This is a genomic window from Paenibacillus kribbensis (assembly GCF_001705305.1).
GTDB classification, from domain to species: Bacteria; Bacillota; Bacilli; order Paenibacillales; family Paenibacillaceae; genus Paenibacillus; species Paenibacillus kribbensis_B.
On sequence record NZ_MCBP01000031.1, the window covers coordinates 1 to 11,868 of the forward strand.

General features: G+C 42.1%; 25 protein-coding genes. 23 read left to right on the forward strand and 2 right to left on the reverse strand.

The genetic code is table 11. The features are described 5' to 3' along the window. Positions 1–95 precede the first annotated feature (95 nt). On the reverse strand, positions 96–1,247 hold the full coding sequence (locus tag BAZ21_RS26870) for a tyrosine-type recombinase/integrase (protein ID WP_068505890.1): 1,152 nt from the start codon (positions 1,245–1,247) through the stop codon (positions 96–98). Between the two features lie 17 nt (positions 1,248–1,264). Beyond that, positions 1,265–1,906 carry a LexA family protein gene (locus BAZ21_RS26875; RefSeq protein ID WP_256022809.1) on the reverse strand — a complete coding sequence of 214 codons (642 nt, stop codon included), beginning with the start codon at positions 1,904–1,906 and terminating at the stop codon, positions 1,265–1,267. 165 nt (positions 1,907–2,071) lie between these two features. Between BAZ21_RS26875 and BAZ21_RS26880 the strand changes: the two genes are divergently transcribed. From BAZ21_RS26880 to BAZ21_RS26970, 23 genes are all read left to right on the forward strand, one after another. Then, complete coding sequence (locus BAZ21_RS26880; RefSeq protein WP_068505891.1) at positions 2,072–2,290, forward strand: helix-turn-helix domain-containing protein; 219 nt, start codon at positions 2,072–2,074, stop codon at positions 2,288–2,290. A gap of 22 nt (positions 2,291–2,312) precedes the next feature. Next, a complete protein-coding gene (locus tag BAZ21_RS26885; protein WP_068505909.1) occupies positions 2,313–2,579 on the forward strand; it encodes a group-specific protein in 267 nt (88 codons plus the stop codon). Between the two features lie 13 nt (positions 2,580–2,592). Beyond that, positions 2,593–3,339: a phage antirepressor KilAC domain-containing protein gene (locus BAZ21_RS26890; protein WP_068505892.1), complete on the forward strand. Its 747-nt coding sequence runs from the start codon at positions 2,593–2,595 to the stop codon at positions 3,337–3,339. Positions 3,340–3,341: 2 nt separating this feature from the next. Then, positions 3,342–3,623 carry a hypothetical protein gene (locus BAZ21_RS26895; protein WP_068505893.1) on the forward strand — a complete coding sequence of 94 codons (282 nt, stop codon included), beginning with the start codon at positions 3,342–3,344 and terminating at the stop codon, positions 3,621–3,623. A gap of 3 nt (positions 3,624–3,626) precedes the next feature. Beyond that, positions 3,627–3,815 carry a hypothetical protein gene (locus tag BAZ21_RS26900; protein WP_068505894.1) on the forward strand — a complete coding sequence of 63 codons (189 nt, stop codon included), beginning with the start codon at positions 3,627–3,629 and terminating at the stop codon, positions 3,813–3,815. 2 nt (positions 3,816–3,817) lie between these two features. Further along, positions 3,818–3,982, forward strand: coding sequence for a hypothetical protein (locus tag BAZ21_RS29295; RefSeq protein WP_176718233.1), 165 nt, complete (start codon positions 3,818–3,820; stop codon positions 3,980–3,982). Next, on the forward strand, positions 3,979–4,107 hold the full coding sequence (locus BAZ21_RS30040) for a hypothetical protein (RefSeq protein WP_256022816.1): 129 nt from the start codon (positions 3,979–3,981) through the stop codon (positions 4,105–4,107). Before BAZ21_RS29295 ends, BAZ21_RS30040 begins: the two co-directional genes overlap by 4 nt. Positions 4,108–4,112: 5 nt before the next feature. After that, positions 4,113–4,304 (forward strand): hypothetical protein, encoded by a 192-nt coding sequence (locus BAZ21_RS26905; RefSeq protein WP_068505895.1) that lies wholly within the window; start codon positions 4,113–4,115, stop codon positions 4,302–4,304. A 309-nt stretch (positions 4,305–4,613) separates the two neighbouring features. After that, complete coding sequence (locus tag BAZ21_RS26910) at positions 4,614–4,823, forward strand: hypothetical protein (protein WP_068505896.1); 210 nt, start codon at positions 4,614–4,616, stop codon at positions 4,821–4,823. A gap of 50 nt (positions 4,824–4,873) precedes the next feature. Continuing rightward, on the forward strand, positions 4,874–5,521 hold the full coding sequence (locus tag BAZ21_RS26915; RefSeq protein ID WP_068505897.1) for an ERF family protein: 648 nt from the start codon (positions 4,874–4,876) through the stop codon (positions 5,519–5,521). Further along, the gene (locus BAZ21_RS26920; RefSeq protein ID WP_068505898.1) at positions 5,521–6,315 is read left to right on the forward strand and encodes a PD-(D/E)XK nuclease-like domain-containing protein; all 795 of its coding nucleotides are present in this window, start codon (positions 5,521–5,523) and stop codon (positions 6,313–6,315) included. Before BAZ21_RS26915 ends, BAZ21_RS26920 begins: the two co-directional genes overlap by 1 nt. Positions 6,316–6,318: 3 nt before the next feature. Beyond that, on the forward strand, positions 6,319–6,645 hold the full coding sequence (locus BAZ21_RS26925) for a hypothetical protein (protein WP_068505899.1): 327 nt from the start codon (positions 6,319–6,321) through the stop codon (positions 6,643–6,645). 11 nt (positions 6,646–6,656) lie between these two features. Further along, positions 6,657–6,989, forward strand: a complete 333-nt coding sequence (locus BAZ21_RS26930; protein ID WP_068505900.1) for a hypothetical protein — start codon at positions 6,657–6,659, stop codon at positions 6,987–6,989. A gap of 11 nt (positions 6,990–7,000) precedes the next feature. Continuing rightward, positions 7,001–7,975, forward strand: coding sequence for a hypothetical protein (locus tag BAZ21_RS26935; RefSeq protein WP_068505901.1), 975 nt, complete (start codon positions 7,001–7,003; stop codon positions 7,973–7,975). An 88-nt stretch (positions 7,976–8,063) separates the two neighbouring features. Then, entirely contained in the window at positions 8,064–8,747 is a 684-nt protein-coding gene (locus BAZ21_RS26940) for a DnaA ATPase domain-containing protein (protein WP_068505902.1), read from the forward strand. 16 nt (positions 8,748–8,763) lie between these two features. Then, positions 8,764–9,447 carry a hypothetical protein gene (locus BAZ21_RS26945; RefSeq protein ID WP_068505903.1) on the forward strand — a complete coding sequence of 228 codons (684 nt, stop codon included), beginning with the start codon at positions 8,764–8,766 and terminating at the stop codon, positions 9,445–9,447. After that, positions 9,444–9,806, forward strand: a complete 363-nt coding sequence (locus tag BAZ21_RS26950; protein WP_068505904.1) for a BC1872 family protein — start codon at positions 9,444–9,446, stop codon at positions 9,804–9,806. The genes BAZ21_RS26945 and BAZ21_RS26950 overlap by 4 nt, the downstream gene beginning before the upstream one ends. Continuing rightward, positions 9,803–9,961 carry a hypothetical protein gene (locus BAZ21_RS29300; RefSeq protein WP_007428643.1) on the forward strand — a complete coding sequence of 53 codons (159 nt, stop codon included), beginning with the start codon at positions 9,803–9,805 and terminating at the stop codon, positions 9,959–9,961. Before BAZ21_RS26950 ends, BAZ21_RS29300 begins: the two co-directional genes overlap by 4 nt. 35 nt (positions 9,962–9,996) lie before the next feature. Beyond that, a complete protein-coding gene (locus tag BAZ21_RS26955) occupies positions 9,997–10,215 on the forward strand; it encodes a hypothetical protein (RefSeq protein WP_043890728.1) in 219 nt (72 codons plus the stop codon). 3 nt (positions 10,216–10,218) lie between these two features. Beyond that, positions 10,219–10,500, forward strand: coding sequence for a hypothetical protein (locus BAZ21_RS26960; RefSeq protein ID WP_068505905.1), 282 nt, complete (start codon positions 10,219–10,221; stop codon positions 10,498–10,500). 105 nt (positions 10,501–10,605) lie between these two features. Continuing rightward, on the forward strand, positions 10,606–10,749 hold the full coding sequence (locus BAZ21_RS29305) for a hypothetical protein (RefSeq protein ID WP_176718234.1): 144 nt from the start codon (positions 10,606–10,608) through the stop codon (positions 10,747–10,749). A gap of 132 nt (positions 10,750–10,881) precedes the next feature. Continuing rightward, positions 10,882–11,259, forward strand: a complete 378-nt coding sequence (locus tag BAZ21_RS26965; protein ID WP_068505906.1) for a RusA family crossover junction endodeoxyribonuclease — start codon at positions 10,882–10,884, stop codon at positions 11,257–11,259. Between the two features lie 11 nt (positions 11,260–11,270). Further along, positions 11,271–11,864 (forward strand): sigma-70 family RNA polymerase sigma factor, encoded by a 594-nt coding sequence (locus BAZ21_RS26970; RefSeq protein WP_068505907.1) that lies wholly within the window; start codon positions 11,271–11,273, stop codon positions 11,862–11,864. The last annotated feature ends 4 nt before the right edge of the window (positions 11,865–11,868 follow it).

Consider the following 11,868-nt stretch of genomic DNA (forward strand, 5'->3'; position numbering starts at 1 on the left):
ATCAAGTTCGAAATGGAAGGGTCTATTGGTTAAGCCCGTCCTATAAGGGTTTGTTAACCTTGCAAACGAGATTTGCCCCCTTTTTGCCCCCTGGGTTATTTTTGGACGTACTGTTCATAAAGACTTAGGGCATCATCTTCTATTTTTTCAGTGACGTGTAAATACGTGTCTGCGGTGATTTTGACACTCTTGTGTCCAAGTCGTTCAGACACGTATTTTATATTTGCACCAGCTTCTAATAAATGGACCGCGTGAGTGTGTCTCAGTGCGTGTGGTGAGAGAATCGGAATACTTGCTCGTTTGCACACTTCTTTAAAATATTCACGTACTACATTGGTGCGAAGCCATCGTCCGTCATGTTGGTGAAAAATGATATCTTCACTCGCCGCTTTGTAATTTTTATACATAAGAATGACTTCTTTTTGATTAAGTCGATGCTTCTTGAGAATCTTTATTGTAGTTCCATCTAACTTAATGCTCCTGCCACTCGTTTTGGATTTTGGGGTCGATATATAAGGAGTTGAATTGAGTGGGTAAACTAAGGTCTTATTTACTACAAGTGTTTTTTTGTCTAAATCAATATCATCCCATTTAAGAGCTAATGCCTCCCCGATGCGAAGACCGGTATGAGCTAAAAGCGTAAACAATGCAAGATATTGCATTGAAGCTTTATACTTTGCGTTTTTCACTGGACGAGTATATTCAAGGAATGATTTTAGTTGTATTTTAGTGAAGTATTTTATTTTTTTAACTTTATCTCTATCCTTAGGAATTTTTATACGTTGGACTGGGTTTTCTCTTAGGATATTAAATTCATGTACAGCATCATTCATTGCACAACTAAAGATGCTGTGTATTCTTCTGACCGTTCCTTCGCTGTACTTTTCTTTCAGTTCATTTATCCATTCCTGGTACTCATTTCGATTTATCTGCTTCATCTTCTTTTTTCCCCATCGAGGGAGAATATTAAGTCTTACATTTCGTTCTTGGACACTATAAGTGATCGGTTTAAGGTTTGGCTTCTTATATGTTTCCATCCATTTACCAAAATAAGTTTCGACGAGTTCGTTGCCATCTGGTAAGAATCCATAGTATTCTAATTCCAGTTGTGCTTTTGCAGCCGCTAATGAAGCTTCTGTTTTTGACTTGAAGCCACCTTTAGAAGTTTCGTCAGGTAGACCAGTTTTTTGGTTAGTGAATTTAATTCTGTATTCCCACTTTGTCCCTCGTTTTCGAAAATACGCCATTATCAACACTCCTTCAATTACATATTTATTATTATTTTTTTCAGTTTCCCGATAATCCTCACCTCCTCAACAGATTTGAAAATAGTTTCATATGTAGGGTTTTCTGATTGTAAAACGACTTGCGAACCATTTATGTATACTCTCTTCAGGACGGCTTCCTCTCCATACAACACCACTGCAATTTCCCCATTTTCAATAGTTTCTTGTTTTCGAATTAACAATAAATCGCCATCAAAAATACGAGCCCCAGTCATGGAGTCGCCTTTAGCTCTCAAATAGAAGTGCTCACTTCCTGATATCCATTCTTTTGGTGCTGGTTCATAACCTTCGATGTTATCGAAAGCTAATCCACCTTTCCCACAGGAAACATTCCCAACTATCGGTAGCATAGCATTTGTCAAATCCGTTATGTCTGCTCCGAGAAATGTTTCCGTGCCTTCAAGCAACATAGGAACATCAACATTTAACGCTTCGGCTATGTCCTCTATTCGATTCATGGCTATTTTTATTTCTCCGTTTTCATATCTTTGGATAGTTTTTTTTGTTAAACCAACTTTGTCCGCCAACGTTTGCAAGCTGTAGTTACGAATAGTACGGAATTTATTTATATTTTTCCCGACAGCAAAATAAAAAAGTTTGGAATCATTATTCTTGGTCAATTTTTTTACCCATCCTTTTCGCTTCATCTAATTGTCTATTATTATAACCACAAAAAGACACACTATGCAAACTTTTTTTATTTTTTGTGTCTTTTTTTGTTGACTTACATATTGAACGTTGTTATGATTTAAGTGTCCTTAAATGACACATAAGGGGGTGAACACATGACGATATCTGTCAAAGCAGCTAGAGTCAACGCGAGACTTACACAACAAGATGCAGCCGATCATCTTAATTTGTCTTTAACTGGATACCAACGCAAGGAAGATGGAACAAGTCGCTTTTATGTAGATGAAGCCGTTAAGCTGAGTAAGCTTTTTGGGACAAAAATAAATATTTTTTTTAACGCTGAGTGTCGTAAAAAGACACAAAACGTTTATTAAGGAGGGAGAGTTAATGAGCAATATTTTAAATGTCAAAGTAGATGAATTAGAGGTGATAAAACTTTGCCGGGAACAAGTCCAAAAAATTGTTCAGGATGTTGAAGGTGAGTATGTATTTTGGGATAGTGCCGAACTGAAAAAGCGTACTTGCATGAGTTGGAACTTTATTCAGGAGTTATTCTTCTATGATCCTCGTTTTACCAAAAGAAAGATCGGTGGTAAATGGTATTTTCCGGCTAAGGAAACAAGAGAGTTTTTAGAAGCGTGGCTCAAAGAACAATCCCATTGAAAGGACTGATTATATGACTCAATTGGTTACGATCCACGGGGTTCGTGGTTTCATCAGTTCAGATGGCTTGGCCCGTCTGAATTTGGAGGATGTAGCACGTGGGCTTGGATTCACTCAGAAAGCGGCAAGCGGTAATGAAGTAGTTCGCTGGGAAAGAGTCAACAAGTATCTATCTGAGTTCGGGTTCATCCCCACAAGTGGGGATGGGGGATTTATTCCTGAAAACATCTTTTACAGGCTGGCTATGAGGGCCAAAAATAATGTTGCGGAATCGTTTCAAGAAAAAGTAGCGAATGAAATACTTCCATCAATCCGCCGCACAGGAATGTACGCAACAGCGGAATTACTTGACAATCCAGATTTACTAATTGAAGCTGCAACACGACTCAAGAAAGAACGTGAAGAGCGTTTAAAGCTTCAAGCCAAGATTGAACAGGACAAGCCTAAAGTGGTGTTCGCAGAAGCGTTGGAGGTTTCAAAGGACTCAATCCTTGTTGCCGACTTAGCCAAACTGCTTAAACAAAACGGCTTTGAGATTGGTGAAATCAGGTTGTTTGAATGGCTACGCCAGAACGGATACCTCATTAAATCCGGCAGTGAACGCAACATGCCGACACAACGGTCGATGGAACTAAAAATCATGGAAATCAAAATGGGACAGCGAATGAGTTCCAGTGAAGGTTCCAAGATCACACGGACAACAAAGATTACAGGCAAAGGACAGATTTACTTCATCAATAAATTCAAGGAGGGTGCTTGAACATGGAGCTGACTAAACAAGAAACTGAACTTATTACCTTTATCCGCACCTTGGACTTTGACGACATGCTAAACGCCTTGGATGGCATCAAAGCCGTAGCAGATGACTTGTCTAACAAATCTGTAGTCCATGCAAACAACGGGAATGACAGAACTGCTCAAGCCTTTAAAGCCCAAGCCGAAAACATGGACAAGCTGGAGAGCCTACTCGGGGACGCGAACGATGAATATCGGAATGACATTAATATGGTGCCGGATGATCTTCCTATTAAGAAAGGAGAATGAAGAATGAACATCGGTGCGATTAAGCAAGGAGCGGCAGCGGCTTTGCTGGAGAAAAGCATTACATCTACTGAGTTTAGTTTTATTGCTTCATTGGAAAACAAGCCTGTTTCGTCCGAAGAGGCAAAAGCAGTTAACGTGATTTGCCGTAAGATCAACGCATGGTATTTCAATTATCCATTAAAAGGAGAATGAACATGAAACAAGCTACAGACTTAATAGCAGCCTTTGATGATTGCCTTAGACGAAACGTAAGCAAAGAGCGGCTGCAGGCTTTTGTGGATCGGGCGCGTCGGTATTGGAATGGTAACGCGGAAATGTTGGCCGTGGTTGAAGGTTTGGTTGAAGGGGTGAGAGTATGACATTCTTCAGCGGCTTTCAGGCCGGGAAGCGTATAAACGGTGAGCTGTACGTGATGCGGGATGGAGTGTGGTTGCGTTTGTCCATGGTGGCAAAGCTGCAGGCAGAATCTATCAAAGGGAGTTGATAGGTATGTGGCGATGGTGGCGTAAACGTCCTGTAGTAGTCACCAAGGACCTTAGCGGGCTGAGTGTACTGACAGACGAGCACTTAGAATACTTGGGCCGATTGTATGAACAGGAGCCTGAATATGGTCTTATCAAAAATCGCATTACCTTTGGTCGTTATGTTGAGTTAGCGCAAAAGATTCAGTGGGAGGTTTGATATGGTGATCAGATGCGGATGCGGAGCTGAGGCAAAGTATCTGGTATACGAACATGAGGAACCACATTGTAAGGAATGCATGTTGGATGCTGTTGAGTGTAAAAATCAGGTCTTGGTGAGGGTGATAGACGATGCATATGCAAACTCGCTGCAAGGGAAGCGATAGTTATTCCGATCTGCAGGCTTTGATGCAAGTTGGTGGACAAGCAGTCGAGCAGGAAAATGGAAACATTCAATTTAGATTCAACAGTGACGTTGCATATCGGGAGTACCGCAGAATTCGCCGGGAACAAAAGGAGGGATACAAACGTGAAAACGCCGTTAGAACAAGCTATCCAAACGCTGGAGGAACTTCAAACTGATACGGAGATACGTGGAAAATCGCTCAATAACATCGTAGAGCCATTGTTAATTTTTCGGGATGGCAAGTTGCAATATGTGCTCGAAGCGCTGTATGACGTGCGGAATGACCTAGAAAGCAAAACGACTCTGGCTGCAACCGGAGTCGAATCGAACTAATTAATAAACATTTCACGGAAACTATATCAAAATTTTAGGAGGCTGTAAAGATGTCCGAAGAGGTCAAACGCAATATTTATCAAAAACTACTAGAAGTTCGGAAGTCTGTTGATTACCTGAAAAAAGAGTCAAAGTCTAATCAGTACGACTACACTGGAAGCGCCCAGGTTTTGGCTTCTGTACGGGATAAAATCAATGAAATGGGTCTCATTCTTGTTCCTCGCATCACGAATAAAAACCTTATTTCTGAAACGGTTGAGTACATGGACAAGGATCGTCCTAAAAAAACAACGACCTATCTTACCGAATTAACAATGACTTTCACTTGGGTCAATACAGACAGTCCTACTGAAATAATAGAATGCCCCTGGTACACACAGGGGGTTGATATTGCGGGTGAAAAAGGGGTAGGCAAAGCACTAACCTATGCTGAGAAGTATTTCATTCTTAAATTCTTCAATATCCCAACGGATAAAGACGATCCAGACGCTTTCCAAAGCAAGCATGGGCAGAAAGCATCTAAAGAAACCCTAGCTAAAATTAAGGCTGCTTGGGCCAAGTTAGGGATGCGTGCGAATCAACTTGATGCACAATCCAGTGCATTGTACGGCGCTCCTTTGATGCAGTTGAACGACGAGTTGGCAGATTTGTTTCTTTCGAAAATTGAAGAGCAAATTGCTGCAGGAGGTAAGGCGTAATGGAATTAACCCCTGAAAATTATTATTCCAATGAAGCAAACAAGGAGTATATGAGCGTTTCGCAATACAAAGATTTTATGAAATGTGAAGCTGCGGCATTGGCAAAACTTGACGGCACATATAAAGACATAAAACGCGAGGCTCTTTTAGTTGGATCATACGTCCATTCTGCACTGGAAAGTGAAGAGGCTTACGATGCTTTTCGTAGAGATAATCCAGAAATCTATACAGCAAAAAAAGAGCTGAAAGCACCGTTTCGTACTGCCAACAATATGATTGAATCAATTCTTCAAGATGATCTTTGTAACACAGTTTTGGAAGGGGAAAAGGAAGTCATTCTAACCGCTGACATATTCGGAACGATGTGGAAAGCGAAGATTGATGTTCTTTCCAGAGAAAACGGTAGATTCACAGATATTAAAACGGTCAAAGGCATCCGCGAGAAATATTGGAACGGTTCCAAATACGTGTCTTTTATACAGGCCTATCAATATGACGTACAGATGGCTATGTATGCCGAAATCGAGCGTGTGAGTGGTGATTTGAGCTTCGAGTATTTGGAACCTACGCTATTAGCCGTGTCAAAGGAAGAAGTTCCAGACAAGGAAATAATCTGGTTTGACGAAGCGCTTATACACGAAAAATTGAGTGAGATTGAGCACAATATGCCTCATGTCTTAAATGTGAAATTCGGCAATGTACCAGCGACTGGTTGCGGAAAGTGCAATTATTGCAAATCAAAAAAGAAGTTGTCTAGCATGACGCACTATTTAGACCTTCTGGAAGGGCTGTAAGCGATGGAATTGTCTAGTGTAATCCAAGAGGTTAGCGAAGCCGCTATACGGCTCGAGAGCTCGGCAGATGCCCTTTTTAAGCTTGGTAAAGATAAGGCCGAAGCAGAGCGCGATTATCGCTCTAAACTGGCACAGGAAATTTTGAAGCTTCGTACCGAGGGTGTTCCAGTCAGTATTGTAACCGATGTAGCCAAGGGCAATGTATCGGAGTACCTCTTTAAAAGGGATGTTACCGAATCATCGTTTAAAGCTGGCATTGAAGTCGCCGACGCAATCAAGGTTCGTATATCAGCCTATCAAACTATCTTAAAATACCAGTCTGATATATAGGAGGCATGCACATGATCGACTATGGATTTCATCCGGTTGATAAGCCCGGTGCAAGTGTCCGTGTAAAGCTTACGCAGAAGCAAAAGGGTGATATATCGAACAAGGTCCGCAAAAAGGTTAGAGAGCGTTCAGAGGGCTATTGTGAGGTCATGATCAAGTGTAAGGGTGCTAGAGCTGTCCAACAGGCTCATATTACTGGACGCGGACATATTGATCATAAGACAACGGAGTTGGATTTATTAGATAGCTGCTTGGCATGTCATAAGTATTTGGACGAGCATCCTGAGGGGATCAGAACAAAGAGATTGTTGGCTAGACAAACGGCAATAGCACTAAAGAATTAGTAGGTGGTGACATGGACGGATGGATCAGCCTCCATCGGAAGTTAATCGAAAGCGAGATATGGGAGAAGCCGCCACTCTATGCAAAGGTGTGGATTTACCTTCTCCTATCTGCTCAGCACACGCAATACAAAGGACTGAAAAAAGGTCAAGTATTAACGTCTATTCCGGAGATCATAGATGCTGTTTCTTGGAAGGTGGGAGCAAGGCGTGAACGGCCTACGAAAGACCAAATATATCAGGTTTTAGAGTTTTTACGCGGTAAAGCGATGAAATCGAAACGAAGCCCTGACGAAAGCAACGCGAAGGCAACGATGATCACGACGACGAAAGCAACGCACAAGTTGCTGATAACCATTAGTAACTTCGGGGTTTATCAGGATTTGAAGAGTGGCGAAAGCAACGACGAAAGCAACGACGAAAAAGCTACGAAGCCCCCACGAAAGCAACGGCAACCCAACAATATAAACAATAATGATAATAATGATAATAATGAACAACAAGGAAAAGATAAAAAACCACCTTCTCCGAAAAGTCCGAAACGGACTTATTCAGAGGAAGATCGGGTTTATAAATTGGCTAAAAGATTTCATGAACTGGCTTATCAAAATGCATTAGAGATTGGAACGGACCATTTAATAGAATCGCCTAACTTTCAGAAATGGGCCAATACGTTTCGTTTGATGATTGAAAAGCAGAAGCTGCAGGAAGCTGAAATTGGTGAAGTTGTTAAATTCGCTTTATCGGATTCATTTTATCGAACTATCATATTCAGTCCGGATAATCTTCGAAAACAGTATCAAGCTATTTTAACCAAAATGAGAATACAGGGAGGCGGTGGACGTGGACAGCGTAAAGCCAGCTATTCAGCAACTACTCAAACGGGTGGAAGCTATGAAAGCCCAACAGAAGACCTCATCCTTGGAAAATCAGGATCAGAAGAAGAACCTGTTTCCGAAGAACTCTTACAGCGAATTAGAAGCACCTGAGGGCTGCCCTAAGTGCGATTACACCGGGACGATAAATACATTCCGATGGATAGAGAAAGAGGGGTATACGGACAAACATGGAGCGCCCATGAAGGTGCAGGTGGCGCAAGTGGAACCTTGCTCCTGCTTACTGGATCGGCAGCTAGCAAAATATACAGCCAACAGCAGCTTCAACCATGAGCAAAAGCAGCATACCTTCAAAAATGCTGTGATCGACACGAAAAACGCTGAGCACTTTGCAATAGCTACTGATTTTCTTGATAACATCGAATCTCACAAAAAGGACGGAACATGGCTTTATATCTTTGGGGATGAAACGCGGATAAAGGGGAATCAGAGCGCTTATGGCACGGGCAAAACTTTTTTAATGGACTGTATAGCCAATGCTCTAGCAGATCGGCGCATACCGGGCCTCTACGTGACCGAGGAGACGCTTTTCGGGGATATCAAGTCTACTTACAGCCGAAACAGCGAAGAGAGCGAGAACGAGGTTTTAAGCCGTTATTACAACGTGCCCGTGCTTATGATAGACGACCTTTTTACGGCTTCTTATACCGAATGGTCCGAAGGTAAGCTGTACAGCATCCTGAATGAACGCATGCAGAACAGCATGATTACGATCGTAACCAGTAATTATTCTACCGACCGGATACATGAGCGACTGCCGCTGAATGGTCGGAAGATTGCCAGCCGGATTGTTGGACAAGCTCAGCGAATCGAAATGATAGGACCTGATCGTCGTGAGAAAAAAGCCCGGGATAGACTCCAATAAGAAGGGAAGAAGATAGATGAATTACTATGATCGTGACTTTTATGATGAACCAAGTGAATTTGAACAGAAGGTAGATGAACTAAAGGAAACCCTTATGGATAGTGTGAAGGATGAGCACAAGCAGGAGGTTGACCGTCTTCGCAAGGAAAACGCCGAGTTGCAGGAAGTGAAGAGAAACCTTGAATCAATCAAGCGGGAATACAATCAAAAATGTGTCGAGATTGACATGCAGAAACGCGACCTTTTGTACGAGGTCAGAAAAGAAAGACTTGCACAGTTAATGGGTGACTTCCAAGTCGAATTATTCAAAGCATACCCCACCCACGAGAATGGAGAAAAGTGTGATAAGTGCGATGAAAATAGATACATTCACTACAAGTCACCGCAGGGGAAAAATCAAACTGAAAAATGCGATTGTTCAAAAGGGCGTACTGTATACAAACCCACCGCGCATGTCTGCTCTAATTTTGAATCCAGAAGCGGAAAATTCATTGCATGGTACAAAGAGTATAAAGATGCGGACGGAATGAGACTCGAAGAATTGAGCTTTTCAGATGTTCCACGTCTTATCTATAACGGTGAGAGATTTGAGGACATCAAAGAACGTTATTTCACGGTTTATTTTAAAACCGAAGAAGAGTGCCAAACATACTGTGACTGGCTCACCGAACAGGAAGGAAAGAAGGGTGACCAACCATGACCAGGGATGAAATAATAGCTAAATGGAATAGTATGCCGGAATGGGAACGAAACATTTGGATTGCTACGAATGTGATGGGCTTAGAAAAAAGCGGAATGCGCGCAGGACGGATTAAAGTAGGAAATTTTGAACACTACCCCAAGAATTATTGCAAAGACATGTCTGCGGCATGGGAAGTAGTTGGTAGCATGCGCGATAAGGATTGGTGGGTTGTTTTATCCTCGGAAACGGACATATGGCATGCAATGTTTTTTTGGGACCCGGATCAAACGTTCACAGAAGTTGATTCAGAATCCGCGCCTGAAGCTATCTGTTTAGCAGCTCTAATAGCTACCCAAGGAGAGGGGATAGAGGAATGAAAGTAAAAGAGTTGATTGAAAAGTTAAAGACGAAGAATCCCGAAGCGGAGATTTCGATCATAACACTTGGTAATCGCAACGAGCCTGAGTACACATCTGAACCTAAAGTAACATCACACAAAAACATGTTTGGTGAAACAGTCTGGATTCAATAATACAGCCCCTAAAGGGAAGGAGAGGAATAAGGGATATGAAACAGTTCTTCATACAAATTCATTTTGTTGGCGGAAATGTAATGGACTTCTTTGACGTGGATGAAGAATTAAAAGATAAAATCGCAGACTTTGCAGTAATGGGGAGCGACGATAAATTATCACCCGATTGGCTCATCTTCGTGTACAAGGATACGGAATATAACCTTAATCGAAAACTAATATGTGCAGTTACAAACTGCGATATGGAGGTCTAAACCATGGATAAGATACAAAAGATACGCAAAGCGCATGAAGCGACTAAGAGGTCGTTAGCGGAAGGACGGAACATAGCTTTTACGGCGAAGGCCGTTATTGAGCCGATTGAATACCTCCTACAACAGATAGAGATTAAGGATAAGGCGCTTGAGTTTTATGCAGCCGAAAATAATCACCAATGGAGCGTCGAAGAGGGGACGATTGGTGAGGTCATAGAGTCCGAAGTGATGATGGATTATGGGGAGTTAGCCCGCGCTGCTTTGAAAGGAGAGGATACCCCATGAATCCAATAGACGACTATGACTACTTAGATAAGGACCTTGAAGGATCACTACGTATTGCTAGAGCAGAGTTAGAGTGGGAGAAAGCACAGGAGGCCGAGGACGAACGTGAGACCGTTTGAAAGCATGACCAATTCTGAACTGGTCATTGCAGCTTATGACGAAACTAAAGATTATGATTATCGAATACTTGCACAAGAAGAAATCTACCGGAGGGCAGGTGTAGAAAGTGAACACTGCAAAACGGATTGACGCATTCTACCAAAAGGAGCGCGGCTACAAGATTAAAGACCAGAAAGGTCAGACCGTAGCCGAAGTATATTACCTTAGTCGCTGTCATACTCCAGCAAAGCGCATGATGATTTTAAGGAGGACAAGCCATAGATGGAGCGACTAATATTGCCGGGGCTGGCTCCAAGCGTAAACCATATGTACAGGAATGCAATGGTGCGGGGACGGCGGTTGCGGATTAAAACCAAAGTAGCTGAACAATGGTTTTCAGATACTATCCTACGAGCAAAGGTATGGCAAAGGAAAAACGAGTGGTCTACAGCCACAGGGAAGGTTGCTGTACGGCTTTGGTTTTACTTCCCGGACAAACGGAGGCGCGACACACATAACGCCTTAAAAGCCCTGTTAGACGCCTTAGAAGATGCAGGCATGTATGAAGACGATAAGATGGCTTTGCCACAAATAATAGATTTTGAGATCGATCGGAAAAACCCGCGCATCGAAATTGAGTTTGAAAAAAAGACAGGATAAGGGTGGGGAGTATGGATGAAGCAAACGTAATCCAAATGGTGATGGAAAACCAAGGGCTAGTACACAAGGCTGCACAAAAATATTTGGATGTATGCGAAGCCAAACGCATCGACTATGAAGATATGGTCAGCGAAGGGAATATCGGTTTATTACTTGCTGCAAGAAGATTCGACCCGAGTCGGGGATACGCATTTTCGACATTCGCTACACGCTATATTCATGGGCACATGTTGATATATATAAACGACAAAAGCGAATTAATCAGGGTACCAAGAAACCAAAAAACACGCGGTAATATGGAACAAAAATTTAAATATGTATCATTCCACAGGAAAATATACCGGGACGACAATGATGGAGATACCGGAAAGACGATGGGGAACATTTTATGTCAAGAAGATGACGATAAAACGGGGGTGTATGTCGGGGAATTTTTGAATATGTTGACACCGAAACAACGGGTGATTGTCGAAGGTCTGATGCAAGGTAAAACACAGCAGACAATGGCTAAAATAACTGGTATGAGCAGGCAAAACATGTCTGACAATGTTATTAAAAAAATACGAAATAAAATGAAATTATATCAGCAGCTATCATCGGAATAGAAAA

What these genes read in the sequence shown, in the direction of transcription:
- BAZ21_RS26870 (WP_068505890.1), bottom strand. Translation starts at nt 1,247, where the DNA reads ATGGCGTATTTTCGAAAACGAGGGACAAAGTGGGAATACAGAATTAAA.
- BAZ21_RS26880 (WP_068505891.1), top strand. Translation starts at nt 2,072, where the DNA reads ATGACGATATCTGTCAAAGCAGCTAGAGTCAACGCGAGACTTACACAA.
- BAZ21_RS26890 (WP_068505892.1), top strand. Translation starts at nt 2,593, where the DNA reads ATGACTCAATTGGTTACGATCCACGGGGTTCGTGGTTTCATCAGTTCA.
- BAZ21_RS26895 (WP_068505893.1), top strand. Translation starts at nt 3,342, where the DNA reads ATGGAGCTGACTAAACAAGAAACTGAACTTATTACCTTTATCCGCACC.
- BAZ21_RS26900 (WP_068505894.1), top strand. Translation starts at nt 3,627, where the DNA reads ATGAACATCGGTGCGATTAAGCAAGGAGCGGCAGCGGCTTTGCTGGAG.
- BAZ21_RS29295 (WP_176718233.1), top strand. Translation starts at nt 3,818, where the DNA reads ATGAAACAAGCTACAGACTTAATAGCAGCCTTTGATGATTGCCTTAGA.
- BAZ21_RS30040 (WP_256022816.1), top strand. Translation starts at nt 3,979, where the DNA reads ATGACATTCTTCAGCGGCTTTCAGGCCGGGAAGCGTATAAACGGTGAG.
- BAZ21_RS26905 (WP_068505895.1), top strand. Translation starts at nt 4,113, where the DNA reads ATGTGGCGATGGTGGCGTAAACGTCCTGTAGTAGTCACCAAGGACCTT.
- BAZ21_RS26915 (WP_068505897.1), top strand. Translation starts at nt 4,874, where the DNA reads ATGTCCGAAGAGGTCAAACGCAATATTTATCAAAAACTACTAGAAGTT.
- BAZ21_RS26920 (WP_068505898.1), top strand. Translation starts at nt 5,521, where the DNA reads ATGGAATTAACCCCTGAAAATTATTATTCCAATGAAGCAAACAAGGAG.
- BAZ21_RS26925 (WP_068505899.1), top strand. Translation starts at nt 6,319, where the DNA reads ATGGAATTGTCTAGTGTAATCCAAGAGGTTAGCGAAGCCGCTATACGG.
- BAZ21_RS26930 (WP_068505900.1), top strand. Translation starts at nt 6,657, where the DNA reads ATGATCGACTATGGATTTCATCCGGTTGATAAGCCCGGTGCAAGTGTC.
- BAZ21_RS26935 (WP_068505901.1), top strand. Translation starts at nt 7,001, where the DNA reads ATGGACGGATGGATCAGCCTCCATCGGAAGTTAATCGAAAGCGAGATA.
- BAZ21_RS26940 (WP_068505902.1), top strand. Translation starts at nt 8,064, where the DNA reads ATGAAGGTGCAGGTGGCGCAAGTGGAACCTTGCTCCTGCTTACTGGAT.
- BAZ21_RS26945 (WP_068505903.1), top strand. Translation starts at nt 8,764, where the DNA reads ATGAATTACTATGATCGTGACTTTTATGATGAACCAAGTGAATTTGAA.
- BAZ21_RS26950 (WP_068505904.1), top strand. Translation starts at nt 9,444, where the DNA reads ATGACCAGGGATGAAATAATAGCTAAATGGAATAGTATGCCGGAATGG.
- BAZ21_RS29300 (WP_007428643.1), top strand. Translation starts at nt 9,803, where the DNA reads ATGAAAGTAAAAGAGTTGATTGAAAAGTTAAAGACGAAGAATCCCGAA.
- BAZ21_RS26955 (WP_043890728.1), top strand. Translation starts at nt 9,997, where the DNA reads ATGAAACAGTTCTTCATACAAATTCATTTTGTTGGCGGAAATGTAATG.
- BAZ21_RS26960 (WP_068505905.1), top strand. Translation starts at nt 10,219, where the DNA reads ATGGATAAGATACAAAAGATACGCAAAGCGCATGAAGCGACTAAGAGG.
- BAZ21_RS26965 (WP_068505906.1), top strand. Translation starts at nt 10,882, where the DNA reads ATGGAGCGACTAATATTGCCGGGGCTGGCTCCAAGCGTAAACCATATG.
- BAZ21_RS26970 (WP_068505907.1), top strand. Translation starts at nt 11,271, where the DNA reads ATGGATGAAGCAAACGTAATCCAAATGGTGATGGAAAACCAAGGGCTA.